Here is a 26,829-nt window from a genome sequence, read left to right on the forward strand (position 1 = left end):
TCCGGCAGCGGCTCACCCTGGTGCGGAAGTCGATCACATGGCATCGTCCGTGTCAGCCACGTCACGCGCACACCCCTGCCCGTGCGCGCCCGACGCGCACCACGCGCACAGCCCCGGGAGCCACCCCATGACCTCAGCGAACCCCTCGCCGCTCTGGCAACCCGACGCGGACCGCATCGCCCGGGCCCGGATCACCGCATTCCAGTCCTGGGCGGCCGAACACCACGGAGCCCCCGCCGAAGGCGGATACCCGGCCCTGCACCGCTGGTCCGTCGACGAACTCGAGACGTTCTGGACAGCCGTCACCGAATGGTTCGACGTACGGTTCTCCACCCCCTACACGCGCGTGCTCGGCGACCGCACCATGCCCGGCGCCCCATGGTTCCCCGGAGCCACCCTCAACTACGCCGAACACGCACTCCGCGCGGCCGACGCCCGCGCCGACGAACCGGCCCTGCTCCACGTCGACGAGACCCACGAACCCCGCCCCGTGACCTGGGCGGAGCTGCGCCGCCAGGTCGGCTCCCTCGCCGCCGAACTGCGCGCCCTCGGCGTACGCCCGGGTGACCGCGTCAGCGGCTACCTCCCGAACATCCCGCAGGCCGTCGTCGCCCTCCTCGCCACGGCCGCCGTGGGCGGCGTCTGGACCTCCTGCGCACCGGACTTCGGCGCCCGCAGCGTCCTCGACCGCTTCCAGCAGGTCGAGCCCGTCGTCCTGTTCACCGTCGACGGCTACCGTTACGGCGGCAAGGAACACGACCGCCGCGACATCGTCGCCGAACTCCGCCGCGAACTGCCCACCCTGCGCGCCGTGGTCCACATCCCAGTCCTCGGCACCGACGCCCCCGAGGGCGCCCTGGAATGGTCCGCCCTGACCTCCGCGGACGTGGCACCCACCTTCGAACAGGTCCCGTTCGACCACCCCCTGTGGGTGCTCTACTCCTCCGGCACCACCGGCCTGCCCAAAGCCCTCGTCCAGTCCCAGGGCGGCATCCTCGTCGAACACCTCAAACAACTCGGCCTGCACTGTGATCTCGGCCCCGAGGACCGCTTCTTCTGGTACACCTCCACCGGCTGGATGATGTGGAACTTCCTCGTCTCAGGCCTCCTCACCGGCACCACCGTCGTCCTGTACGACGGCAGCCCCGGGTACCCCGACACAGGCGCCCAGTGGAGCGTCGCCGAACGCACCGGCGCCACCCTCTTCGGCACCTCCGCCGCGTACGTGATGGCCTGCGCCAAGGCTGGCGTCCACCCCGGCCGCGACTACGACCTCTCCCGCGTCCAGTGCGTCGGCACCACCGGCTCCCCGCTCCCGCCCGACGGCTTCCGCTGGCTCCACGACGAGGTCCGCGAGGATCTCTGGATCGCCTCCGTCAGCGGCGGCACCGACGTGTGCTCCTGCTTCGCGGGAGCCGTCCCCACCCTCCCCGTCCACATCGGCGAACTCCAGGCCCCCTGCCTCGGCACCGACCTGCAGTCCTGGGACCCCAGCGGCAAACCCCTCGTCGACGAGGTCGGCGAACTCGTCGTCACCAACCCCATGCCGTCCATGCCGATCCACTTCTGGAACGACCCCGACGGCACCCGTTACCACGACAGCTACTTCGACACCTACCCCGGCGTCTGGCGCCACGGCGACTGGATCACCCTCACCTCCCGGGGCTCCGTCGTGGTCCACGGCCGCTCCGACTCCACCCTCAACCGCCAGGGCGTCCGCATGGGATCGGCCGACATCTACGAGGCCGTCGAACGCCTCCCCGAGATCAAGGAGTCCCTCGTCCTCGGCATCGAACAGCCGGACGGCGGCTACTGGATGCCCCTCTTCGTCCAACTCGCCCCGGGGGCAACCCTCGACGAGGCCCTCCTCACCCGCATCAAACGCACCATCCGCGAACAGCTCTCACCCCGCCACGTCCCGGACGAGGTCATCGAAGTCCCCGGCGTCCCGCACACCCTCACCGGCAAACGCATCGAGGTCCCCGTCAAACGCCTCCTCCAGGGCACCCCACTGGAAAAGGCGGTCAACCCCGGCTCCATCGACAACCTCGACCTCCTGCACTTCTACGAGGACCTGGCCCGCCGGCGCTCCTGACCCCGGTCGCGACCGCGTTGTCAGTGCCCTCGATTACTGTGAGTGAGCATTGATCGACCGTTCGCACAGGGGGAAGACATGGCACACACCAGCCACCAGGGCATGCGCCGCGTCCTGCGCCGCGAGATCGCGGGCACCATCGGCCTGCTGGCCGACGAACACGACTTCACCGCGATGCGCCGCTACCGCAGCTTCGCCTTCGACGATCACACGACCTACCTCCGACAGGTGGAAGCCCTGCTCCGGACCCTCTCCGCGCAGGGCAACCACACCACGGTCGCCCTCTTCGACCCCGAGGAGTACGCCGAGTTCTGCGCCGACACCGGCCTAGAACCCGACACCCCCTCCAGCCGCACCCGCTTCACCGCCGAGCTGGCCGCGACGGGCGCCGCCGTCCCGTACGAAGGACAGCCCCTCGCCGAGCTCGTCCCCGACCTCATCGACGAAGCCGTCCGCCTCGCCACCTGGGAGTACGCCACCACTCGCCTCGCCCAGATCGGCGACTGCGCCTGCTGCGGCGAGGACATCGGACGCGCGGCCTTCTCCCGCGCCATGCACCTGCTCAAGCGCATCCTCGACACCGCGGGCCCGGGCGAACGCCACCTGGTCTGCAGCGTCTCGGCCGAACCCCAGGCATTGACCGCCGTCCTCCACGTCGACCAGAGCACCGAAGGAGCCACCCGGCTCGACGAGGCCGAAGCTCTGGAGTTCGCCACCGTTCTCGCCCTCGGCCTCGCCACCCGGAGCCCCGGCGGACTCGTCATGCGCACCACCGCCCCGGACCGGACCGAGCGCGTCTACGGCTGGCGCCTGCGCGGCGACGACCTCGCACCACTCACCGCGGGAGAGGTCTTCGACGCCTACTGCACCGACATGGAATCCGGAGACCTCGTCTCCCCGGAGTCCGGCGTCGACTACTGCACCCCACCCGACCTCGGCGACGACCTCGGCGAGGGAGGCCCGACCTCGCACGGCCACGCCCACTGAACGGGCGAGGGGCGCCCCACCCAAGGTGGAGCGCCCCTCGACGCCGGCCGGACCCTCCCGGCTACTCGCCCGACAGCACCGCCTGCGCGGCGCCACGCGCCTCCTCGGCCGTGTCCGCCGCCCGCGCGGCGGCCGCCGCCCGCTCGCACTGCGCCAGCGTGTACTTCGCCAAGGTCGCCCGCACATACGGAATCGACGCCGCACCCATGGACAGGGAGGTGACACCCAGACCGGTCAGCACACACGCGAGCAGCGGATCCGACGCCGCCTCGCCGCAGACGCCACAGCTCTTGCCCTCGGCCTTCGCCGCCTCGGCGGACAGCGCGACGAGATCGAGCAGCGCCGGCTGCCACGGGTCCTGGAGCCGGGACACCGCCCCCACCTGCCGGTCGGCCGCGAACGTGTACTGCGCGAGGTCGTTCGTCCCCAGGGAGAGGAACTCCACCTCCCGCAGGATCGACCGCGCCCGCAGCGCCGCCGACGGAATCTCCACCATGGCACCGAACTTGGCCCGCAGCCCCGCCTCGCGACACGCGTCGGCGAACGCCTTGGCGTCCGTGCGGTCCGCGACCATCGGCGCCATGACCTCGAGATGGACCGGCAGACCCTCGGCGGCCTTCGCGAGCGCCGTCAACTGCGTCCGCAACACCTCGGGATGATCGAGAAGCGTCCGCAGACCACGCACACCGAGCGCCGGGTTCGGCTCGTCGGCCGGAGTGAGGAACTCCAGCGGCTTGTCGGCGCCGGCGTCCAGCACCCGCACGACCACACGCCCCTCGGGGAAGGCCTCCAGCACCTTGCGATACGCCTCGACCTGCTTCTCCTCGGACGGCGCCGCCTTGCTGTCGTCCAGGAAGAGGAACTCGGTCCGGAACAGCCCGACCCCCTCGGCCCCGGCCTCCACGGCCGCCGGCACATCAGCGGGGCCGCCCACGTTGGCCAGCAACGGAACCCGATGGCCGTCGGAGGTCGCGCCGGGCCCGCTCGACGCGGCCAGCGCGGCCTTCCGCGCCGCCGCGGCGGCCTCCAGCTCGGCCTTCTTCTCCGCACTCGGGTTCACGAAGATCTCACCGGTACTGCCGTCCACGGCGATCATTGTGCCCTCGGCGAGCTCCCCGGCCCCCGGCAGCGCCACCACGGCCGGCACCCCGAGCGCCCGCGCCAGGATCGCACTGTGACTGGTCGGCCCGCCCTCCTCGGTGACGAAACCGAGGACGAGCGTCGGGTCGAGCAGCGCCGTGTCCGCGGGCGCGAGGTCACGGGCGATGAGGACGTACGGCTCGACGCTGTCCGGTACCCCCGGCATCGGAACCCCGAGGAGCCGGGCGACGATACGATTCCGCACATCGTCGAGGTCCGCCACGCGACCCGCGAGGTACTCGCCGGCCGCGGCCAGCAGCGCCCGGTACGCGGCGAAGGCATCGTAGACACCACGCTCCGCCGTGCTCCCCACGGCGATACGTCGCTCCACATCCGCCATCAGCTCCGGGTCCTGGGCCATCAGCGCCTGGGCCTCCAGGACAGCCTGGGCCTCGCCACCGGCCAGATTGCCGCGCGCGATCAGATCGGCGGCCACGGCGTCCACGGCCTTACGGGCTCGCCCCTGCTCGCGCTCCGCGTCCTCCGCCGGAATCTGCTTGGCGGGCGGCTCCAGCACCGCCGTTCCCATGTGCCGAACCTCGCCGATCGCCACACCGTGGCTCACACCGACGCCTCGCAGCGTTGTCTCCATCTCACCTGTCTCCGTTAGTGCGACGGTTCCCACCGCCGCGGTGGTTGTGGAACTCGGGGTCCGGTACGGCCTCCGGCATCACCGCCAGCCGAAGAGGGTGTCGCCGGCCTTCACCTCCCCGTCCTCGCGGAGCTCGGTGAGGGAGTCGGCCGTCGCCTCCAGGGCCACCACGGGGCAGACCGGCGACTTGCCCGCGGCCTCCACGGCGGCGGGGTTCCAGCGCACCACGGCCTGACCCCGTCGTACGGTGTCGCCCTTGCTCACGAGCAGCTCGAACCCTTCACCGTTGAGCTGCACGGTATCGATCCCGAGATGCGTCAGCACGCCGTGCCCCTCGCCGTCCACCACGACGAACGCGTGCGGGTGCAGGGAGACGATGACCCCGTCGACGGGAGCGACGGCCTCTCCTGCCTCACGCTCGGGGTCGATCGCCGTGCCGGGGCCGACCATCGCCCCCGAGAACACGGGGTCCGGTACGGCGGCCAGTCCGATGGCGCGTCCTGCGAGAGGGGACGTCACGGTGGTCATGGGAAGCCTCCCAGGTGGAGATCTATGAGGACACCGTCCCCGCTTGTCCCGGGACGGCGCTCTGAGCAGCAGGGTAGTCAGTTGAAGTACCCGTTCCGCACGATAGCTTCGCATGAGAGGTCTAGACCACCCCTCGAAGTGATTTGCACCCGCTCCGCGGCCCGTTGTAGAGTCGTAGACCTGCCTCGGGGCGAGCGGCACTGCGTGTCCGACCCCGGCAGTACCGAACTCGATCAGATGGTTCAGATCCTATCCTGGGATCATTTTCTGCATGCCTGCAGGATGGTGGTCAGGGGGCCGGAAAAACACTGATAGAGTTTGGAACACCGAAGGGAAGCGCCCGGAGGAAAACCCAGGAAATTGCTTGGGTGAGTACAAAGGAAGCGTCCGTTCCTTGAGAACTCAACAGCGTGCCAAAAATCAACGCCAGATATGTTGATACCCCGTTCCTGGCCGATCTCGGCTGGGGCGAGGTTCCTTTGAAACAAACACAGCGAGGATGCTGTGAACCATCGGACTATTCCTCCGGTGGTTCCGCTCTCGTGTGTGTGCACCGGATTACCGGTAAACATTCACGGAGAGTTTGATCCTGGCTCAGGACGAACGCTGGCGGCGTGCTTAACACATGCAAGTCGAACGATGAACCACTTCGGTGGGGATTAGTGGCGAACGGGTGAGTAACACGTGGGCAATCTGCCCTTCACTCTGGGACAAGCCCTGGAAACGGGGTCTAATACCGGATACGACACTCTCGGGCATCCGATGAGTGTGGAAAGCTCCGGCGGTGAAGGATGAGCCCGCGGCCTATCAGCTTGTTGGTGAGGTAACGGCTCACCAAGGCGACGACGGGTAGCCGGCCTGAGAGGGCGACCGGCCACACTGGGACTGAGACACGGCCCAGACTCCTACGGGAGGCAGCAGTGGGGAATATTGCACAATGGGCGAAAGCCTGATGCAGCGACGCCGCGTGAGGGATGACGGCCTTCGGGTTGTAAACCTCTTTCAGCAGGGAAGAAGCGAAAGTGACGGTACCTGCAGAAGAAGCGCCGGCTAACTACGTGCCAGCAGCCGCGGTAATACGTAGGGCGCGAGCGTTGTCCGGAATTATTGGGCGTAAAGAGCTCGTAGGCGGTCTGTCGCGTCGGATGTGAAAGCCCGGGGCTTAACCCCGGGTCTGCATTCGATACGGGCAGACTAGAGTGTGGTAGGGGAGATCGGAATTCCTGGTGTAGCGGTGAAATGCGCAGATATCAGGAGGAACACCGGTGGCGAAGGCGGATCTCTGGGCCATTACTGACGCTGAGGAGCGAAAGCGTGGGGAGCGAACAGGATTAGATACCCTGGTAGTCCACGCCGTAAACGGTGGGAACTAGGTGTTGGCGACATTCCACGTCGTCGGTGCCGCAGCTAACGCATTAAGTTCCCCGCCTGGGGAGTACGGCCGCAAGGCTAAAACTCAAAGGAATTGACGGGGGCCCGCACAAGCAGCGGAGCATGTGGCTTAATTCGACGCAACGCGAAGAACCTTACCAAGGCTTGACATACACCGGAAACGGCCAGAGATGGTCGCCCCCTTGTGGTCGGTGTACAGGTGGTGCATGGCTGTCGTCAGCTCGTGTCGTGAGATGTTGGGTTAAGTCCCGCAACGAGCGCAACCCTTGTTCTGTGTTGCCAGCATGCCCTTCGGGGTGATGGGGACTCACAGGAGACTGCCGGGGTCAACTCGGAGGAAGGTGGGGACGACGTCAAGTCATCATGCCCCTTATGTCTTGGGCTGCACACGTGCTACAATGGCAGGTACAATGAGCTGCGAAGCCGTGAGGCGGAGCGAATCTCAAAAAGCCTGTCTCAGTTCGGATTGGGGTCTGCAACTCGACCCCATGAAGTCGGAGTTGCTAGTAATCGCAGATCAGCAGTGCTGCGGTGAATACGTTCCCGGGCCTTGTACACACCGCCCGTCACGTCACGAAAGTCGGTAACACCCGAAGCCGGTGGCCCAACCCGTAAGGGAGGGAGCTGTCGAAGGTGGGACTGGCGATTGGGACGAAGTCGTAACAAGGTAGCCGTACCGGAAGGTGCGGCTGGATCACCTCCTTTCTAAGGAGCATCTAGATCTCGCAAGAGATCCAGGGCCACAACGTCGGCGAACGTCCGACGGTGGTTGCTCATGGGTGGAACGTTGATTATTCGGCCGGTTTCACGGGCCGGAGGCTGTTAGTACTGCTCGCAAGAGCGTGGAAAACATGATCTCCGGACGGAATCCGGTCGGGCACGCTGTTGGGTGTCTGAGGGCACGGCCGTGTGGCTGCCTTCAGTGCCGGCCCCGGTGCACTCGAATCTACTGGTTCGGGGTGATGGGTGGTTGGTCGTTGTTTGAGAACTGCACAGTGGACGCGAGCATCTGTGGCCAAGTTTTTAAGGGCGCACGGTGGATGCCTTGGCACCAGGAACCGATGAAGGACGTGGGAGGCCACGATAGTCCCCGGGGAGTCGTCAACCAGGCTTTGATCCGGGGGTTTCCGAATGGGGAAACCCGGCAGTCGTCATGGGCTGTCACCCGCTGCTGAACACATAGGCAGTGTGGAGGGAACGCGGGGAAGTGAAACATCTCAGTACCCGCAGGAAGAGAAAACAACCGTGATTCCGGGAGTAGTGGCGAGCGAAACTGGATGAGGCCAAACCGTATGCGTGTGAGACCCGGCAGGGGTTGCGTATACGGGGTTGTGGGATCTCTCTTCTGTTGTCTGCCGGCAACAGGACGAGTCAGAAACCGTTGATGTAGGCGAAGGACATGCGAAAGGTCCGGCGTAGAGGGTAAGACCCCCGTAGCTGAAACATCAGCGGCTCGTTTGAGAGACACCCAAGTAGCACGGGGCCCGAGAAATCCCGTGTGAATCTGGCGGGACCACCCGCTAAGCCTAAATATTCCCTGGTGACCGATAGCGGATAGTACCGTGAGGGAATGGTGAAAAGTACCGCGGGAGCGGAGTGAAATAGTACCTGAAACCGTGTGCCTACAAGCCGTGGGAGCGTCGCGCATTGAGTTTACTCAGTGCGTCGTGACTGCGTGCCTTTTGAAGAATGAGCCTGCGAGTTTGCGGTGTGTTGCGAGGTTAACCCGGGTGGGGTAGCCGTAGCGAAAGCGAGTCCGAACAGGGCGACTCAGTAGCACGCTCAAGACCCGAAGCGGAGTGATCTAGCCATGGGCAGGTTGAAGCGGAGGTAAGACTTCGTGGAGGACCGAACCCACCAGGGTTGAAAACCTGGGGGATGACCTGTGGTTAGGGGTGAAAGGCCAATCAAACTCCGTGATAGCTGGTTCTCCCCGAAATGCATTTAGGTGCAGCGTCGTGTGTTTCTTGCCGGAGGTAGAGCACTGGATAGGCGATGGGCCCTACCGGGTTACTGACCTTAGCCAAACTCCGAATGCCGGTAAGTGAGAGCGCGGCAGTGAGACTGTGGGGGATAAGCTCCATGGTCGAGAGGGAAACAGCCCAGAGCATCGACTAAGGCCCCTAAGCGTACGCTAAGTGGGAAAGGATGTGGAGTCGCAGAGACAACCAGGAGGTTGGCTTAGAAGCAGCCACCCTTGAAAGAGTGCGTAATAGCTCACTGGTCTAGTGATTCCGCGCCGACAATGTAGCGGGGCTCAAGCGTACCGCCGAAGTCGTGTCATTCCAGCATGAGGGCCAACGCCCGCTGGGATGGGTAGGGGAGCGTCGTGTGCCGGGTGAAGCAGCCGCGGAAGCGAGTTGTGGACGGTTCACGAGTGAGAATGCAGGCATGAGTAGCGATACAAACGTGAGAAACGTTTGCGCCGATTGACCAAGGGTTCCTGGGTCAAGCTGATCTGCCCAGGGTAAGTCGGGACCTAAGGCGAGGCCGACAGGCGTAGTCGATGGATAACCGGTTGATATTCCGGTACCCGCTGTGAAGCGTCAAACATTGAACCAGGCGATGCTAAGTCCGTGAAGCCGTCCCGGATCCTTCGGGTGAAGGGGAGTGGTGGAGCCGACGAACCAGACTTGCAGTAGGTGAGTGATGGGGTGACGCAGGAAGGTAGTCCATCCCGGGCGGTGGTTGTCCCGGGGTAAGGGTGTAGGACGTCGGGTAGGTAAATCCGCCTGGCACATAGTCTGAGACCTGATGCCGAGCCGATTGTGGTGAAGTGGATGATCCTATGCTGTCGAGAAAAGCCTCTAGCGAGTTTCATGGCGGCCCGTACCCTAAACCGACTCAGGTGGTCTGGTAGAGAATACCGAGGCGTTCGGGTGAACTATGGTTAAGGAACTCGGCAAAATGCCCCCGTAACTTCGGGAGAAGGGGGGCCACACCTGGTGATCCGATTTACTCGGTGAGCTGGGGGTGGCCGCAGAGACCAGCGAGAAGCGACTGTTTACTAAAAACACAGGTCCGTGCGAAGCCGTAAGGCGATGTATACGGACTGACGCCTGCCCGGTGCTGGAACGTTAAGGGGACCGGTTAGTCACTCTTCGGGGTGGCGAAGCTGAGAACTTAAGCGCCAGTAAACGGCGGTGGTAACTATAACCATCCTAAGGTAGCGAAATTCCTTGTCGGGTAAGTTCCGACCTGCACGAATGGCGTAACGACTTCTCGACTGTCTCAACCATAGGCCCGGTGAAATTGCACTACGAGTAAAGATGCTCGTTTCGCGCAGCAGGACGGAAAGACCCCGGGACCTTTACTACAGTTTGATATTGGTGTTCGGTTCGGCTTGTGTAGGATAGCTGGGAGACTGTGAAGCTCGGACGCCAGTTCGGGTGGAGTCGTCGTTGAAATACCAGTCTGGTCGTGCTGGATGTCTAACCCGGGTCCGTGATCCGGATCGGGGACAGTGTCTGATGGGTAGTTTAACTGGGGCGGTTGCCTCCCAAAGGGTAACGGAGGCGCCCAAAGGTTCCCTCAGCCTGGTTGGCAATCAGGTGGTGAGTGTAAGTGCACAAGGGAGCTTGACTGTGAGACCGACGGGTCGAGCAGGGACGAAAGTCGGGACTAGTGATCCGGCGGTGGCTTGTGGAAGCGCCGTCGCTCAACGGATAAAAGGTACCCCGGGGATAACAGGCTGATCTTCCCCAAGAGTCCATATCGACGGGATGGTTTGGCACCTCGATGTCGGCTCGTCGCATCCTGGGGCTGGAGTCGGTCCCAAGGGTTGGGCTGTTCGCCCATTAAAGCGGTACGCGAGCTGGGTTTAGAACGTCGTGAGACAGTTCGGTCCCTATCCGCTGTGCGCGTAGGAGTCTTGAGAAGGGCTGTCCCTAGTACGAGAGGACCGGGACGGACGAACCTCTGGTGTGCCAGTTGTTCTGCCAAGGGCATGGCTGGTTGGCTACGTTCGGGAGGGATAACCGCTGAAAGCATCTAAGCGGGAAGCCTGCTTCGAGATGAGGACTCCCACCCCCTTTGAGGGGTTAAGGCTCCCAGTAGACGACTGGGTTGATAGGCCAGATATGGAAGCCTGGTAACGGGTGGAGTTGACTGGTACTAATAGGCCGAGGGCTTGTCCTCAGTTGCTCGCGTCCACTGTGTTGGTTCTGAAACCACGAACAACCCCATTTCTCATGGTCATGAGGGATGGTGCGGTATTCATAGTTTCATAGTGTTTCGGTGGTCATAGCGTGAGGGAAACGCCCGGTTACATTCCGAACCCGGAAGCTAAGCCTTACAGCGCCGATGGTACTGCAGGGGGGACCCTGTGGGAGAGTAGGACGCCGCCGAACTCCTTTTAGAGCTCTGGCTCTTGGGCACACAAGCCCAGGAGCCAGAGCTTTTTTGCGTTGAGGTAGGGTCAGGGGGCATCGTTGGCTCATTTTCCCCCAGGAGGCACCCGGGTGGAGGTCCAGGAGACACGGGTCCAGACGGACCGGGTCCTCACCATCCCGAACATCCTCAGCATGGCGCGGCTCGTTGGCGTTCCCGTCTTCCTGTGGCTGATTCTCTGGCCCGAGTTCGGCGGCCCCAAGGCCGACGGCTGGGCGCTCCTGGTGCTCGCTCTCAGCGGCGTCAGTGACTATCTGGACGGCATGCTGGCTCGACGCTGGAACCAGATCAGCAGCCTCGGCCGGCTTCTCGATCCCGCGGCTGACAGGTTGTACATCCTGTCAACTCTCGTGGGGCTCACCTGGCGCGAGATTCTGCCCTTGTGGTTGACCGCTGTCCTGCTCCTGCGTGAGCTGGTTCTGCTGGTGATGGTGGGCATCCTCAGACGGCACGGCTATCCGCCGCCCCAGGTGAACTTCCTCGGCAAGGCGGCTACGTTCAACCTTATGTATGCCTTCCCGTTGCTGCTGCTCAGTGACGGAAGCGGATGGATCTCGTCACTCGCTGCTATTTTCGGATGGGCGTTCGCCGGATGGGGTACAACGCTGTACTGGTGGGCAGGGATCCTCTACGTGGTTCAGGTCCGCCGACTCGTCAGTGCGGACGCCATGGCCGATTGAGCCCGCCCAGTGGGCGGCCGTTAGTGGCTCGATGGCCCGTGTCGGAAAAGTGCGGGACAATCTGGACGGGTGAAGTCGGCTAGACCGTCTCTTCAAGGAGGACGCTTCCGACATGAAGGCCGTCGTGATGGCCGGAGGCGAAGGCACACGCCTTCGCCCCATGACCTCGAGCATGCCCAAACCGCTCCTGCCCGTGGCGAACCGCCCGATCATGGAGCACGTACTGCGGCTGCTCAAAAGGCATGGGCTCAATGAGACCGTCGTTACTGTCCAGTTCCTGGCGTCACTCGTCAAGAACTACTTCGGGGACGGCGAGGAGCTCGGGATGGAGCTCTCCTATGCCAACGAGGAGAAGCCACTCGGTACCGCCGGGAGCGTCAAGAACGCCGAGGAGGCGCTGAAGGACGATGCCTTCCTCGTCATCTCCGGGGATGCCCTCACCGACTTCGACCTCACCGAGCTCATCAATTTCCACAAGGAAAAGGGTGCGCTGGTCACCGTCTGTCTGACTCGGGTGCCGAATCCATTGGAATTCGGTATCACGATCGTGGACGAGGAAGGCAAGGTCGAGCGATTCCTGGAGAAGCCCACCTGGGGCCAGGTCTTCTCCGACACCGTCAACACGGGCATCTATGTGATGGAGCCGGAGGTCTTCGACTACGTCGAGGCAGACGTTCCCGTCGACTGGTCCGGCGATGTCTTCCCGCAGCTGATGAAGGAGGGCAAGCCGGTCTACGGCTATGTCGCCGAGGGCTACTGGGAGGACGTCGGCACGCACGAGAGCTATGTGAAGGCTCAGGCCGACGTGCTGGAGGGCAAGGTCGACGTCGAGATCGACGGGTTCGAGCTCTCGCCCGGTGTGTGGATCGCCGAAGGCGCCGAAGTGCACCCCGACGCCGTGCTGCGCGGGCCGCTGTACATCGGGGACTACGCCAAGGTGGAAGCAGGCGCCGAAATCCGCGAGCACACGGTCGTGGGCTCGAACGTCGTCGTCAAGAGCGGGGCCTTTCTGCACAAGGCCGTGGTCCACGACAACGTCTACATCGGGCAGCACAGCAATTTGCGTGGCTGCGTGGTCGGAAAGAACACCGACATCATGCGCGCCGCGCGGATCGAGGACGGCGCGGTGATCGGCGACGAGTGTCTCGTCGGCGAAGAATCGATCATCCAGGGGAACGTGCGCGTCTACCCCTTCAAGACGATCGAGGCCGGTGCTTTCGTCAACACCTCGGTGATCTGGGAATCCCGAGGGCAAGCCCACCTGTTCGGTGCCCGGGGCGTCTCCGGCATCCTGAATGTGGAGATCACCCCCGAGCTGGCCGTGAGGCTCGCGGGTGCCTATGCCACGACCCTCAAGAAGGGTTCCACGGTCACCACCGCCCGCGACCACTCCCGAGGCGCCCGCGCGCTGAAGCGGGCGGTCATCTCGGCGCTGCAGGCCAGCGCCATCGACGTACGGGACCTGGAGAACGTCCCGCTGCCGGTGGCTCGGCAGCAGACCGCCCGGGGCAGCGCCGGCGGGATCATGATCCGGACGACACCGGGCGTTCCCGACTCCGTCGACATCATGTTCTTCGACGGGCAGGGCGCCGACCTGTCGCAGGCCAGCCAGCGCAAGCTGGACCGGGTGTTCGCGCGGCAGGAGTACAGGCGCGCGTTCCCGGGCGAGATCGGGGACCTGCACTTCCCGGCCAGTGTGTTCGACTCGTACACCGGGTCGTTGCTCCGCAACGTCGACACCACCGGGATCGCCGAGTCGGGGCTCAAGGTCGTCGTGGACGCGTCCAACGGCAGCGCCGGTCTGGTGCTGCCGAGTCTGCTCGGCAAGCTGGGTGTCGACTCGCTGACGATCAACCCGGGTCTCGACGAGTCGCGCCCGACGGAGACGGGCGACATGAGGCGCTCCGGTCTGGTGCGACTGGGCGAGATCGTCGCGTCCTCGCGGGCCGCATTCGGCGTCCGGTTCGACCCTGTCGGTGAACGGCTGTCGCTCGTCGACGAGAAGGGCCGGATCGTCGAGGACGACCGGGCCCTGCTGGTCATGCTCGACCTGGTGGCCGCCGAACGGCGGAGCGGACGGGTCGCGCTCCCTGTCACCACCACCAGGATCGGCGAGCAGGTCGCCGCGTACCACGGCACGCAGGTCGAGTGGACGACCACCTCGCCCGACGACCTCACGCGGGTCGGCGGGGACGAGACGACCATCTTCGGCGGCGACGGGCGCGGCGGTTTCATCGTGCCGGAGTTCAGCAGCGTCTTCGACGGGACGGCGGCCTTCGTACGGCTCATCGGGTTGGTGGCGCGCACGCAGCTCACGCTCAGCCAGATCGACGCGCGGATTCCGCGGGCGCACGTCCTGAAGCGGGATCTCGCCACTCCGTGGGCCGTCAAGGGCCTGGTGATGCGGCGGGTCGTGGAGGCGGCCGGGGACCGTTTCGTGGACACCACCGACGGGGTGCGGGTCGTGGAGACCGACGGGCGGTGGGTGATGGTCCTCCCGGATCCCGCCGAAGCCGTCACACATCTGTGGGCCGAGGGGCCCGACGACGCCTCGGCGCAGGCCCTGCTGGACGAGTGGGCGGCGGTCGTGGACAGCGCCGGCCGCTGATCGACCTCGCACGCGCGCGTGCCGGACAAGTGCCCCCAACGGGGCCTGTCCGGCACGCCGGTGGGGCCATTCGGAGGTAGTGGTCGCGACGTGCGACGATGTGCGGCATGCCGCAGCAGCCCCCCGTTCGGAGCACACCCGCGCGCCCGTCGCGTCCGGACGCCTCCATGTCGCTGCTCAACAACGTCATGGACCACAGCCTCGACGACGGATACGCCGAGGCCGCCGCCCGCAAGAAGGCCGCGGGCACCGCGGGCATGCCGAAGACGGTGCGGGCCAAGCTGGGACTCGCGGTCGGTCTGGTCCTCGCCGCCCTGGTGGTGACGGTGGGTGCCGCGCAGGCACGCATCAGCGCGCCCGTGGTCGCCAAGGAGCGCGAGGAGCTCATCGACCGCATCCAGGAGGAGACCGCCGCCGCGGACGAGCTCGAGGACTCCGTGGACGAGCTCCGGGACGACGTGAGCGCACGCCAGCGCAAAGCCCTCAAGGACGACGGCGGCAGCGACGGGAACGACCTGATGGGCATCCTGTCGGGCGCCGTCGAGGTGCACGGCCCCGGAGTCCGCCTCGTCGTCAACGACTCCAAGGGCGCCGGTCAGGGCGGTGACGGAGACCCGCGGGAGACCTCCGGGTTCTCGGACACGGGCCGTGTGCGGGACCGTGACATGCAGCGGGTCGTCAACGGGCTGTGGGAGTCCGGCGCCGAAGCCATCTCGGTCAACGGCCAGCGGCTCACCGCGCTGTCGGCGATCAGGGCCGCGGGCGACGCGATACTGGTCGACAACAAGCCCCTGGCACCGCCGTACACGGTCCTCGCGGTGGGGGACGGGCAGCGGCTGAGCACCAGGTTCCAGAACAGCCCCGACGGGCTGTATCTGCATGCCCTCCAGGAGAACTTCGGCATCCGGACGAGCATTTCCGTCGAGGACGACCTCAAGGTGCCGGCCGCGCCGAGCGTGATCGTACGAACAGCAGAACCCAGCACAGAGAAGGGCACATCGTGATCGCCGTACTGGGCCTCGTCCTCGGAGTCGTGGCCGGACTGTTGGTCCGGCCCGAGGTACCGGCGGTGGTAGAGCCGTATCTCCCCATCGCCGTGGTGGCGGCGCTGGACGCCGTCTTCGGTGGTCTGCGCGCGATGTTGGACGGCATCTTCGACGACAAGGTCTTCGTCGTGTCGTTCCTGTCGAACGTGGTCGTGGCCGCCCTGATCGTCTTCCTCGGTGACAAGTTGGGCGTCGGCGCCCAGCTGTCCACGGGCGTCGTGGTCGTTCTCGGCATCCGCATCTTCTCCAACGCCGCGGCGATCCGCCGGCACGTGTTCCGGGCGTGAGGCCGATGAGCGACCAGGACCGCACGCCCGACCCGAAGCCGACTCCCGGTGCGGGAGAGGACGACGCGCCCACGACCCGGCTGCGCCGGGAACTTCCGCAGGAAGTGGCCCCCACGGCCCCCACGGCCATCGAGGAGACCGGTGAGGCACCTCAGGAGGAGAAAAACAGGCTGACCGGGCGGCAGCGGCTGGCCCAGGGGCTGTGGCCGCCGCGCTTCACCCGTGCCCAACTCATCGTGGCCCTGCTGCTGTTCGGCCTCGGCTTCGGGCTGGCCATCCAGGTGGCCTCCAACAACGACGACAGTGCGCTCCGCGGAGCGCGCCAGGAGGACCTCGTTCGCATCCTGGATGAACTGGATGACCGTACGCAGCGTCTGGAGGAGGAGAAGCAGGGTCTGGAGGATCAGCGCACCGAGCTGGAGAACAGCTCGGACCAGGCTGAGGAGGCGCGCAAGCAGACGGTCGAGAAGGAGCGGCAACTCGGAATTCTGGCGGGCACGGTGGCGGCGCAGGGGCCCGGCATCACACTGACGATCGACGACACGAAGGGGACGGTCGAGGCGGACATGTTGCTCGACGCGATCCAGGAGCTGCGCGCGGCCGGCGCGGAGGCGATCCAGGTGAACGGTGTGCGGGTCGTGGCCAGCACGTATCTGACCGATTCCGACGACGGAATCAGTGTCGACGGGAACAAGATCACCCAGCCGTTTCGTTTCAAGGTCATCGGCAACCCGCAGGACCTCGAGCCCGCACTGAACATCCCCGGAGGAGTGGTGCAGACACTGGAGAAGGAGCAGGCCACCGTGACCGTGCGGCGGGCGGAGAAGATCGTCGTGGACGCCTTGCGAGCGGCGAAGCGGCCTGACTACGCTCGGTCGTCCTCCCAGTGAACCGCAGGTGCATGGGGCCCGTCCGTCGAGGGCATGAGGTTGCGGGGGGTCGGCGCACCGAATGGGTGGTGCGTGGTGGAAACTGTCCGGTGGGTACGGACGTTGTGAGGTTGTCCGGCTCGGCCGGTGTGTTCAGTCAGGGTTCGTCCTGCCCCACGGGCGGGTCTGTTTCGGTCAAGGGGAATCGCCCGTGAAGTTGTTTGCGAAGTTGTTCGGCAAGAGCGCGCGAGAGGGCAGCGACAACGCGACCTCCCGCCATCGCGCGCAGCCTTCGGAGGCGGAGGGCCAGGGCGGTGAGCGCCCCATGTTCCGGGACCAGGTCGCTGGTCCGGGAGGTGACATTTCCGGAGGTCAGGGCGCGCCGTCTGTTGACCCTGCCCAGTCGGGCCGCATAGGTTTCGGGGATCCGTCAACCTCAGGTACGGGTGGAGGTTTCGCTTCAGACCCGTATGCGTCCAATGCCCCGGCGGGGCAGCCGCGGCAGGAGGATCCGTCGATGTCGGCCCTGGTGTGTACGAGGTGCGGTAACCGCAACGCGGAGAACAGTCGCTTCTGCTCGAACTGCGGTGCTCCGCTGCGGGCCGGCGCGACTCCCGAGCGTCCGTCCGAGACGACCTCCACGATCTCCATCTCCGGCCTCGAGGCCTATGACTCCGAGGTCACCGGCCAGACCCAGCTGCCGGCGCTTTCTCCCGAGGCCCAGGCCGCCGTCGACGCGCTCCCGCTCGGCTCGGCACTCCTCGTCGTGCGTCGCGGCCCGAACGCGGGCAGCCGCTTCCTGCTGGACGGCGATCTGACCACGGCCGGCCGTCACCCGCAGAGCGACATCTTCCTGGACGACGTGACCGTGTCGCGTCGCCATGTGGAGTTCCGCCGGGGCCAGGACGGCTCGTTCACGGTCGCTGACGTCGGCAGCCTGAACGGCACGTACGTCAATCGTGAGCGGATCGACCAGGTCGCCCTGCACAACGGCGACGAGGTGCAGATCGGCAAGTACCGGCTGGTCTTCTACGCGAGCCAGCGGGGCTACTGACCCTCCCCCGGACCGCGTCCGGGGGGACCCCAGGGAAGGTCCATGCTTCGAACAACGAGCGGTGGTGCCGACCACGGCACCGCCGCCGCGGACAGTGGCCTAGTGAGCATCGGCACGGTGCTGAACGCACTGCGCGAGGAGTTCCCCGAGGTAACCATCTCCAAGATCCGTTTCCTGGAGTCGGAGGGGCTCATCGAGCCGCAGCGGACCCCCTCGGGGTATCGCAAGTTCAGCGCCGAGGACGTCGAGCGCCTGGGGCACGTTCTCAGGATGCAGCGGGACCACTATCTGCCGCTCAAGGTGATCCGCGAGTATCTGGAGGCCCTGGAGCGCGGCGAGGACGTACGGCTGCCGTCCGTGGGGCGTCAGCGTGACGTGGGCGACGGAGAGCGCCTGAGCGAGCTCTTCGGGGAGCCGGAGGAGACGCCGGCGGCCCGGATCGGGCGTGATGAGCTTCTGGCCGGCGCCGGGATCGACGAGGAGCAGCTGGCGGAGTGGGAGTCGTACGGGCTGGTGGCCGCGCTGCCGGACGGTTCGTACGAGGCCGAGACGCTCACCGTCGCCACGCTTGTGGTCGAACTGGGGCGGTTCGGTATCGAGCCACGGCATCTGAGGGTGATGCGGGCCGCCGCGGATCGCGAGGCGGGGCTCGTGGATCAGGTGGTGGCGCCGCTGCGTCTGCATCGCAATCCGCAGACCAGGGCCCATGCGGAGGACCGCACGCGGGAGCTGGCGGGGCTCACGGTGAAGCTGCACGCGGCTCTGGTGCGCAGCGCGCTGGGCGTTCGAATCCGCTGAGGCGCGGTGTTCGCCTGTGGCGGATCGGGCGGCCGATCTGTGCCCGACTACCCAAACGTCCCGAGCACGGCCTAGGGTTGCTGTGTGAACGAGCTCGATGTCGTAGGTGTCCGGGTCGAGATGCCCTCCAACCAACCGATCGTGCTCCTGCGCGAAGTGGGAGGCGATCGTTACCTCCCCATCTGGATCGGGCCGGGGGAGGCGACGGCGATCGCTTTCGCCCAGCAGGGCATGGCCCCCGCGCGGCCGCTGACCCACGACCTGTTCAAGGATGTGCTGGAGGCCGTCGGCCAGGAGCTCACGGAAGTGCGCATCACCGACCTGCGTGAGGGCGTCTTCTACGCGGAGCTGGTGTTCGCCAGTGGGGTCGAGGTGAGTGCGCGGCCGTCCGACGCCATAGCGCTGGCGTTGCGTACCGGTACGCCGATCTTTGGCAGTGACGGGGTGCTCGACGACGCGGGCATCGCGATCCCGGACGAGCAGGAGGACGAGGTGGAGAAGTTCCGCGAGTTCCTCGACCAGATCTCGCCCGAGGACTTCGGTACGAACAGTCAGTGAGCCGGGTGGGCGGTGGTGCGAGGCCGTGCGGTCTCGGCGCCGCCGTCGCGGATGTCCGTGCATGTATCCAGGTGGCGGGGCGTTGCTGCTCTGAGGGCGTCCGAGCGGGGCCCGCACGTGCCGGGGACTGTGCACCGTCAGTCGGCTCCGCCGGAGTGCATTCAGCTAGCCTTTCCCCGCGGGAGGGCACGCGAAACCACTCTCAGGGTGATTATCACTCGGCGTGGCGAGTGCGGTGGTCGTTGACGCACCCTTGGTGGCTGCCTACCGTCGATAAGGCAGGTCAAGGACGGAGGTCGGCGTGAGAAGCAGCGGCGACGGTACGGCTGGGGGTGCCCCCGGACGCAGGCTGGGGGACAGCGGCCCGTACCAGCTTCACAGCAGCGCGGCCGGTCACATCCCGCAGCGGCCCGCGGTCGTGCAGGACAGCGCGGAGGCGGCGTCCGAGCCGCATGAGAACGTCGGCTACCGCGGTCCCACCGCGTGCGCGGCGGCCGGCATCACCTACCGGCAGCTCGACTACTGGGCCCGCACGGGTCTCGTGGAGCCGAGTGTGCGTTCAGCGCAGGGCTCCGGGACGCAGCGCCTCTACAGCTTCCGGGACGTCGTCGTCCTCAAGATCGTGAAACGGTTCCTCGACACGGGGGTGTCGCTGCAGAACATCCGCAGCGCCGTCCAGCACCTGAGGGAGCGGGGCTTCAGTGATCTGGAGCGGATGACGCTGATGAGCGACGGGGCGACGGTCTACGAGTGCACCTCGCCCGACGAGGTCCACGCCCTGCTCCAGGGCGGCCAGGGGGTCTTCGGGATTGCCGTGGGGGTCGTTTGGCGTGATGTGGAAAGCGCTCTCTCCCAGCTGCACGGAGAACGGGTCGACACCGGGGAGACATTCGTGGGACACAACCCGTCGGACGAGTTGGCGCGGCGACGCAACCGGGCGGTCTGAGAGGCCGGCGCGGGGCCGGGAGGTGTGAGCAGCGATGCCGTCGTCGACGCGGGACATGGGGCATTGTCAGTGGCGTAGGGCAGCATCGGACATGTGAGAACCGCGCCCACCATCCTGCATCTCGACATGGATGCCTTCTATGCCTCGGCGGAGCAGGCGTCCAAGCCGAGTCTGCGCGGGAAAGCCGTTGTGGTGGGCGGGTTGGGGCCCCGGGGAGTGGTCGCGACCGCCTCGTACGAGGCGCGGGTCTTCGGGGTGCACTCGGCGATGCCGATGGCGCAGGCGCGTCGGCTCGCTCCCAACGCCGCGTATCTCACGCCGCGCTTCACGTTCTACCGGGCGATCAGCGATCAGGTCATGGGGCTCTTGCGGGATCTGTCTCCACTGGTGGAGCCGTTGAGCCTGGACGAGGCGTTCGTGGACCTGGAGGCCGGAGGAGCGGCCTGGGACGAGGAGTCCGCGCGGCTGGTGGGGGTGCGGTTGCGGGCGGACATACGGGCGGTGACCGCGCTCACCGGCTCCGTGGGGCTCGCGGCCTCCAAGATGATCGCGAAGATCGCTTCCGAGCAGGCCAAGCCGGACGGGCTGGTGCTGATCGAGCCCGGGACCGAGCGGGCGTTGTTGGGGCCGATGTCCGTACGGATCCTGCCGGGCGTGGGGCCGGCGACCGGGGACCATCTGCGGCGGGCAGGGATCGCCACGGTCGAGGAGATCGTGGAGGCCGGGGAGGACGAGATCGTCCGGCTGCTGGGCAAGGCGCACGGGCACGGGCTGTACGCGATGGCGCTGGCGCGGGACGACCGCGCGGTCGTGGCCGAGCGGGACACCAAGTCGGTGTCGGTGGAGGACACGTACGACGTCGACATCCATGACCGGGTGCGGGTGCGGATGGAGGTGCAGCGGCTCGCGGACCGGTGTGTGCGGAGGCTGCGGGGGGCCGGGCTGTCGGGGCGGACGATCGTGCTGAAGGTGCGGCGGTACGACTTCTCGACGCTGACCCGGTCCGAGACGTTGCGGGGGCCCACGGACGACCCCACGGTGGTGCGGGAGGCGGCGGGGCGGCTGCTGGAGGCCGTGGACACGACAGGTGGTGTGCGGCTGCTGGGGGTGGGCGTCAGCGGTCTCGCCGACTACACGCAGGAGGACCTGTTCGCGCAGGCGGCCGGTGAGGTGGGTCCTGTCCAGGACGATGCCGGGGCCGCCGGGGTCGCTGTGGATGCGCCCGCTGTCGAGGAGCGTGCGGGTGGGGAGCGGCAGTGGAGAGCCGGGCACGACGTGCGCCATGCCGAGTACGGGCACGGGTGGGTGCAGGGAAGTGGACTGGGGCGGGTGACCGTGCGGTTCGAGACGCCGGACGACGTGGAGCCCGGGCGTGTGCGGACGTTCCGGACCGACGATCCGGAGCTGGAACCGGCTGAGCCGTTGCCGTTGGTGCAGGGTGGGGTGCGGGGCTGAGCAAGGCTGGGCGCCGCCGGGCCGTGCCGCCGGGGCTGAGCGCCGTCGCGGCGGGGATCAGGGGCAGGCCGGGAATGAAAGGGCGGTGGCTCGCGAGAGGGCCGGGGGTGGCGGCCCCGGGAGGGCCCGTGCCGGGTCAGGCGGGTGGCCGGCTCGGGGGAGGGCCGGACGGGTCGCCGACTCGCGGGAGGGTCGGGCGGATGGTCGGCTCGGGGGGAGGGCCGGTTCGGGGAGGGGCGGGGTCAGGTGTCGTCCTTGCCTGCTGTGTTGCCGAAGTCGTGGTCCAGGGGTGGGGGTGGGGCCGTGTCCAGGCCGTAGTGGTGGTAGAGCTGGAGTTCCTGTTCCGGGGAGAGGTGGCGGCCCACGCCGAAGTCGGGGGCGTCCTTGATGAGGGAGCGTTCGAAGGGAACGCGGAGGGTGCCCTCGACCAGTTCGCTGGGCTCCAGGGGGACGAAAGCGTCGCGGCCGAAGAAGCCCATGCGTATCGCGGCCCACTCGGGGATGCCCGTGGCGTCGTCGAGGTAGACCTCGTCCACGGTGCCGATCTTGCTGCCTCTGCGGTCGAACGCCTTGCGGCCGATCAGGTTGCGCGGATCGATGTCGGTCTGCACGGGCCCTCCATATGGTCGCAAAACAGTCACACATCGTGTCTCATGACTACGAAAAGGCACATCGGGGGCGGCGGCCACTCGAAGGTGAGTGCGTTGACCGCGCTGATACGCTGGCAGCGGCTGTTGACCCCGTGCGGGAGAGTCCTCCGGACACCATCCGGAGGCGCCGAAGGAGCAAATCCTCCCCGGAATCTCTCAGGCCCACGTACCGCACGGACGAGGTCACTCTGGAAAGCAGAGCGGGTGTCACGGCTCCCGCTCTCACCGACGGTGAAAACCGGCCCGAACCAGGACCGGTGAAACTCTCAGGTTGAGATGACAGAGGGGGAGGCCGTCCGGGCACCCGTGCCGTGGTGCCCCTCGAAGGTCGTGTCAGACCAGGAGGCCTCCGTAATGACCGCCCATCGCATTCCGCTCTCCGAGCTCGAACAGGGAATCCCCTTCGAGCGGCGCCACATCGGCCCGGACGTCGAGGCCCGGGCCAAGATGCTCGCGCACGTCGGGTACGGCTCGCTCGACGAGCTGACGGCCGCCGCGGTGCCCGATGTGATCAAGAACGCCGAGGTGCTCGATCTGCCGGGTGCCCGCACCGAGGCCGAGGTACTGGCGGAGCTGCGTTCGCTGGCGGACCGCAACCAGGTGCTCGGGTCGATGATCGGGCTCGGGTACTACGGGACCTTCACGCCGCCCGTCATCCTGCGCAACGTCATGGAGAACCCGGCCTGGTACACCGCCTACACGCCGTATCAGCCCGAGATCTCCCAGGGGCGCCTGGAGGCACTGCTCAATTTCCAGACGGTCGTCGCCGAACTGACCGGGCTGCCCACCTCCGGGGCCTCCCTGCTCGACGAGGGCACCGCCGCCGCCGAGGCGATGGCGCTGTCCCGGCGCATGGGGAAGAACAAGAAGGGGCTCTTCCTCGTCGACGCGGACGCGCTGCCGCAGACGATCGCCGTGATCCAGACCCGTGCCGAACCGACCGGGGTCGAGGTCGTCGTTGCGGACCTGAGCGAGGGGATCCCGGCCGACATCGCCGAGCGGGAGATCAACGGGGTGCTGCTTCAGTACCCCGGCGCCTCCGGTGCCGTACGCGATCTGAAGCCGGTCGTCGAGCAGGCGCACCGGCTCGGCGCGCTGGTCACCGTCGCCGCCGACCTGCTCGCCCTCACGCTGCTGGCGTCGCCCGGTGAGCTGGGTGCCGACATCGCGGTGGGCACGACACAGCGGTTCGGTGTGCCGATGGGCTTCGGCGGTCCGCACGCGGGCTACATGGCCGTACAGGAGAAGTTCGCGCGCAGCCTGCCCGGGCGGCTCGTGGGCGTCTCCGTGGACGAGGACGGACACAAGGCGTACCGGCTCGCCCTGCAGACGCGGGAGCAGCACATCCGTCGGGAGAAGGCGACCAGCAACATCTGTACGGCTCAGGTGCTGCTCGCCGTGATGGCCGGGATGTACGCCGTCTACCACGGGCCGGAGGGGCTGCGGACCATCGCCCGGCGTACGCACCGGTACGCCACCGTGCTCGCCGCGGGGCTCGCCGCCGGTGGCATCGAGGTCGTGCACGGCGCGTACTTCGACACGCTCACCGTGCGGGTGCCCGGGCGGGCCGGTGAGGTCGTGGCGGCCGCGCGGGAACATGGCGTGAACCTGCACCCGGTGGACGCCGACCTGGTGTCGATCTCCTGCGACGAGACCACCACCCGGGCGCAGCTCGGCGCCGTGTGGACCGCGTTCGGGGTGGAGGGGGATGTCGAGGCCCTGGACGCCGCCGCCGACGACACGCTGCCCGAGGCGTTGCTGCGGTCGGACGACTACCTCACGCACCCGGTGTTCCACGAGTACCGCTCCGAGACCGCGATGCTGCGCTATCTGCGCCGGCTCGCCGACCGGGACTACGCGCTGGACCGGGGCATGATCCCGCTGGGCTCCTGCACGATGAAGCTCAACGCGACCACCGAGATGGAGCCGGTGACCTGGCCGGAGTTCGGGCAGCTGCACCCGTTCGCGCCCGCCGGGCAGGCGCAGGGGTACCTCACGCTCATCCGTGAGCTGGAGGAGCGCCTGGCGGAGGCCACCGGGTACGACAAGGTGTCGCTGCAGCCGAACGCCGGCTCGCAGGGCGAGCTGGCCGGGCTGCTGGCTGTGCGCGGCTACCACCGGGCCAACGGCGACGCGCAGCGGACCGTGTGCCTCATCCCGTCCTCCGCGCACGGCACCAACGCGGCGAGCGCCGTCATGGCCGGGATGAAGGTCGTCGTCGTGAAGACCGCCGAGGACGGCGAGATCGACGTCGAGGACCTGCGGGCGAAGATCGAGCAGTACCGTGACGAGCTGTCCGTGCTGATGATCACGTACCCGTCCACGCACGGTGTGTTCGAGGAGCACGTGGCCGACATCTGCGCGCAGGTGCACGACGCCGGTGGGCAGGTCTACGTCGACGGGGCCAACCTCAACGCGCTGGTGGGGCTCGCCAAGCCGGGACACTTCGGCGGCGACGTCTCGCACCTGAACCTGCACAAGACGTTCTGCATCCCGCACGGCGGCGGCGGTCCGGGCGTCGGGCCGGTGGCGGTGCGCGAGCACCTGGCGCCGTTCCTGCCCAACCACCCGTTGCAGCCCGCGGCCGGTCCGGAGACGGGCGTGGGCCCGATCTCGGCGGCGCCGTGGGGCTCGGCGGGCATCCTGCCCATCTCGTGGGCGTACGTCCGGCTCATGGGCGGCGAGGGGCTCAAGCGGGCCACTCAGGTGGCGGTGCTCAGCGCCAACTACATCGCCAAGCGGCTGGAGCCGCACTACCCGGTGCTCTACACCGGTCCCGGCGGGCTCGTGGCGCACGAGTGCATCGTCGACCTGCGGCCGCTGGCCAAGGCGACCGGGGTGAGCGTCGACGACATCGCCAAGCGGCTGATCGACTACGGCTTCCATGCGCCGACGATGTCGTTCCCGGTGGCCGGGACGCTGATGATCGAGCCGACCGAGTCGGAGGACCTCGGTGAGCTGGACCGGTTCTGCGACGCGATGATCGCCATCCGTGCGGAGATCGAGAAGGTCGCCTCGGGCGAGTGGCCGGCGGACGACAACCCGCTGCGCAACGCGCCGCACACGGCGGCCGCGCTCGGCGGGGAGTGGGAGCACGCCTACACCCGTGCGGAGGCGGTCTTCCCGGCCGGGGTCTCGCCCGCCGACAAGTACTGGCCGCCGGTGCGCCGGATCGACCAGGCCTTCGGCGACCGGAACCTCGTCTGCTCCTGCCCGCCGTTGGACGCTTACGCGGAGTAGTCGTCCGGGGGTACGCGTCGGGGCCGGTTCGGAGAGTGCGTTCTCCGGCCGGCCCCTCGTCTGTCCGGGCGGACGTCCCGTGCGGGGACGTTCACCCTGCGCGCACGTCTGTGCGGCTCAGGCGGCTGTCACCACGGTGCCCATCGGGCGGTGCGGTGCGATGATCTGGCCGTCCGGCAGGAGCTCACCGGTGTCCTCGAAGAGCAGAACGCCGTTGCAGAGCAGGCTCCATCCCTGCTCCGGGTGGTGCGCCACGAGTCGGGCGCCCTCCCGGTCGGCGGACTCGGCTGTCGGGCACAGTGGCTGGTGCTGGCACATGGTTGTTGGGATCTTTCGGCTTGTCGTGTGGTCTGAGTCGGCTGGTTTGTCCGACCCGCGGCTTGAAGCCTCGTTCATGGCCGCCCCCCGTTGTGATAAATCGGTCCGGTCCCAGTGTTGCCCCACGGGCGTCAATCCGCAGGCATTTCGCAGCACGGCTTCTTCACAGGTTGATGACGCATCCCTTGCGCGGACGGTTCATCCCCGCCCCCCTGTCCCTTCGGGTGGTTCGCCATGGTCGGATGGGGCTAGTCCGGTGGCGGGATAGCGACCGAATAGCTCGTACGAGCGTATTGCCGCCCGAAAGAGCGCGCATTCTCGGTGGGGGAGCAGAGGGAAAACGAGCGCCCCGCCACCGGGAAATCGGCAGCGGGGCGCGAGCGATGCGAAGAGGCGAGCCGGCCTTGGTTCAGGCGGGTGACCCCAGTAGGGGGGCGGGCGTGAGTCGGGTGGTCAGTACCGGGAGGAGATCGGCGACCCGGTGTGGGCGGTGGGCGGCGATACCGGGCGGTGCCGGCGCCAGCGGGACCAGCAGGTCGTCCGGGGCCGGATGGCCGGAGGCGCCGTCGGCGGTGGGGCCGGCGTGCAGCCAGAGCGTGATCATGTACAGCTCGGGCACGGACAACAGGCGTGGCTGGTAGGGCAGCTGCATGACCTCGGCCTGGCGCAGGGCGCGCTCGGTGGAGGTGATGTACGGGCCCTCGAAGAAGTGCGAGAACACCCAGCCGTCCGGGGTCAGCCGGGTCTCTGCGGCGGCTACGGCGCGGTCGCCGCAGCGGATCAGGAACCGCCATCCGGTGAGCCGGGCGGTGCCCGTGCCCGCCGGGGTGATCCGGTCGAGGACGTGGACGGGCAGCGGAAGTTCGGGGGTGGCGGGGCCCGAGGCGTTCTTCAGCGACGGGGTTCGCGTCTCGTGGACGGCGGTGGGAGATCCGAGTGCCATGAGGACGGTGCGCAGGGCGGGCGCGGGAGCCGGGGGGACATGCAGCGGCATGGTGGGTCGCCTCTCCATTCGACAGGCACGGTGGCGCGAGGGCGGGGGCGGACGGCGCTGTCAGCTCGCGGGGATCGGAGAGACGGGTGCCCGGGGTCCGGGTGCGTGGGTGGGTCCGCCGCGCGTGGTCCGACGGCGGGACCGAGGACCGCGAGTGCCGCTCTCAGCCTCGTTTGCAGAGTTTATACGACACGTGTTCACAC

18 protein-coding genes, 3 rRNA genes and 1 riboswitch are annotated in these 26,829 nt (G+C 67.2%); of the genes, 16 read left to right on the plus strand and 5 right to left on the minus strand.

The features are described 5' to 3' along the window. The first annotated feature begins 127 nt into the window (after positions 1–127). On the plus strand, positions 128–2,095 hold the full coding sequence (locus P8T65_RS39810) for an acetoacetate--CoA ligase (RefSeq protein ID WP_316730245.1): 1,968 nt from the start codon (positions 128–130) through the stop codon (positions 2,093–2,095). A 78-nt stretch (positions 2,096–2,173) separates the two neighbouring features. Further along, the gene (locus P8T65_RS39815; RefSeq protein WP_316730246.1) at positions 2,174–3,082 is read left to right on the plus strand and encodes a hypothetical protein; all 909 of its coding nucleotides are present in this window, start codon (positions 2,174–2,176) and stop codon (positions 3,080–3,082) included. A 61-nt stretch (positions 3,083–3,143) separates the two neighbouring features. On the opposite strand, the gene ptsP is transcribed toward P8T65_RS39815, so the two are convergent. Continuing rightward, positions 3,144–4,814, minus strand: a complete 1,671-nt coding sequence (gene ptsP / locus P8T65_RS39820) for a phosphoenolpyruvate--protein phosphotransferase (RefSeq protein WP_316730247.1) — start codon at positions 4,812–4,814, stop codon at positions 3,144–3,146. Positions 4,815–4,892: 78 nt separating this feature from the next. Next, on the minus strand, positions 4,893–5,342 hold the full coding sequence (locus tag P8T65_RS39825) for a PTS glucose transporter subunit IIA (protein ID WP_316730248.1): 450 nt from the start codon (positions 5,340–5,342) through the stop codon (positions 4,893–4,895). A 571-nt stretch (positions 5,343–5,913) separates the two neighbouring features. On the opposite strand from P8T65_RS39825, the gene P8T65_RS39830 reads away from it, so the two are divergent. The 13 genes from P8T65_RS39830 to P8T65_RS39890 all read left to right on the plus strand — a co-directional run bounded on the left by P8T65_RS39830 (position 5,914) and on the right by P8T65_RS39890 (position 21,424). Next, a 16S ribosomal RNA gene (locus tag P8T65_RS39830) occupies positions 5,914–7,439 on the plus strand. A 308-nt stretch (positions 7,440–7,747) separates the two neighbouring features. After that, positions 7,748–10,871, plus strand: a 23S ribosomal RNA gene (locus P8T65_RS39835). Between the two features lie 95 nt (positions 10,872–10,966). Then, positions 10,967–11,083, plus strand: a 5S ribosomal RNA gene (gene rrf / locus P8T65_RS39840). The 16S, 23S and 5S rRNA genes sit together here, the layout of an rRNA operon. A 111-nt stretch (positions 11,084–11,194) precedes the next feature. Further along, on the plus strand, positions 11,195–11,803 hold the full coding sequence (locus P8T65_RS39845) for a CDP-alcohol phosphatidyltransferase family protein (RefSeq protein ID WP_184896551.1): 609 nt from the start codon (positions 11,195–11,197) through the stop codon (positions 11,801–11,803). Positions 11,804–11,915: 112 nt separating this feature from the next. Continuing rightward, the gene (locus P8T65_RS39850) at positions 11,916–14,411 is read left to right on the plus strand and encodes a mannose-1-phosphate guanyltransferase (RefSeq protein ID WP_184896552.1); all 2,496 of its coding nucleotides are present in this window, start codon (positions 11,916–11,918) and stop codon (positions 14,409–14,411) included. 98 nt (positions 14,412–14,509) lie between these two features. Beyond that, positions 14,510–15,415 (plus strand): DUF881 domain-containing protein, encoded by a 906-nt coding sequence (locus P8T65_RS39855; protein ID WP_316730249.1) that lies wholly within the window; start codon positions 14,510–14,512, stop codon positions 15,413–15,415. After that, positions 15,412–15,744, plus strand: coding sequence for a small basic family protein (locus P8T65_RS39860; RefSeq protein ID WP_009343209.1), 333 nt, complete (start codon positions 15,412–15,414; stop codon positions 15,742–15,744). The genes P8T65_RS39855 and P8T65_RS39860 overlap by 4 nt, the downstream gene beginning before the upstream one ends. 5 nt (positions 15,745–15,749) lie before the next feature. Beyond that, positions 15,750–16,634: a DUF881 domain-containing protein gene (locus P8T65_RS39865; RefSeq protein ID WP_316730251.1), complete on the plus strand. Its 885-nt coding sequence runs from the start codon at positions 15,750–15,752 to the stop codon at positions 16,632–16,634. A 61-nt stretch (positions 16,635–16,695) separates the two neighbouring features. Next, a complete protein-coding gene (locus tag P8T65_RS39870) occupies positions 16,696–17,667 on the plus strand; it encodes an FHA domain-containing protein (RefSeq protein ID WP_215451069.1) in 972 nt (323 codons plus the stop codon). A gap of 42 nt (positions 17,668–17,709) precedes the next feature. Continuing rightward, on the plus strand, positions 17,710–18,465 hold the full coding sequence (locus P8T65_RS39875) for a MerR family transcriptional regulator (protein WP_316730253.1): 756 nt from the start codon (positions 17,710–17,712) through the stop codon (positions 18,463–18,465). A gap of 84 nt (positions 18,466–18,549) precedes the next feature. Then, positions 18,550–19,023: a bifunctional nuclease family protein gene (locus P8T65_RS39880; protein WP_005475662.1), complete on the plus strand. Its 474-nt coding sequence runs from the start codon at positions 18,550–18,552 to the stop codon at positions 19,021–19,023. Positions 19,024–19,441: 418 nt separating this feature from the next. Further along, positions 19,442–19,969, plus strand: coding sequence for a MerR family transcriptional regulator (locus P8T65_RS39885; RefSeq protein WP_399103357.1), 528 nt, complete (start codon positions 19,442–19,444; stop codon positions 19,967–19,969). Between the two features lie 93 nt (positions 19,970–20,062). Then, on the plus strand, positions 20,063–21,424 hold the full coding sequence (locus tag P8T65_RS39890; protein WP_316730257.1) for a DNA polymerase IV: 1,362 nt from the start codon (positions 20,063–20,065) through the stop codon (positions 21,422–21,424). A 242-nt stretch (positions 21,425–21,666) separates the two neighbouring features. Here P8T65_RS39890 and P8T65_RS39895 read toward each other — a convergent pair whose 3' ends face one another. After that, a complete protein-coding gene (locus tag P8T65_RS39895) occupies positions 21,667–22,035 on the minus strand; it encodes a PRC-barrel domain-containing protein (RefSeq protein WP_316730258.1) in 369 nt (122 codons plus the stop codon). Positions 22,036–22,159: 124 nt separating this feature from the next. Next, positions 22,160–22,256: riboswitch (glycine riboswitch) on the plus strand. Between the two features lie 172 nt (positions 22,257–22,428). On the opposite strand from P8T65_RS39895, the gene gcvP reads away from it, so the two are divergent. Next, complete coding sequence (gene gcvP / locus P8T65_RS39900) at positions 22,429–25,314, plus strand: aminomethyl-transferring glycine dehydrogenase (protein WP_316730260.1); 2,886 nt, start codon at positions 22,429–22,431, stop codon at positions 25,312–25,314. A gap of 117 nt (positions 25,315–25,431) precedes the next feature. Here the strand turns inward: gcvP and P8T65_RS39905 are convergent, their stop codons facing one another. Next, positions 25,432–25,632, minus strand: coding sequence for a DUF5999 family protein (locus P8T65_RS39905; RefSeq protein WP_013005137.1), 201 nt, complete (start codon positions 25,630–25,632; stop codon positions 25,432–25,434). Positions 25,633–26,041: 409 nt separating this feature from the next. Further along, positions 26,042–26,626: a hypothetical protein gene (locus P8T65_RS39910; protein ID WP_184896571.1), complete on the minus strand. Its 585-nt coding sequence runs from the start codon at positions 26,624–26,626 to the stop codon at positions 26,042–26,044. Between the last annotated feature and the right edge of the window lie 203 nt (positions 26,627–26,829).

The sequence above is a fragment of the Streptomyces sp. 11x1 genome, assembly GCF_032598905.1.
Classification (GTDB): Bacteria; Actinomycetota; Actinomycetes; order Streptomycetales; family Streptomycetaceae; genus Streptomyces.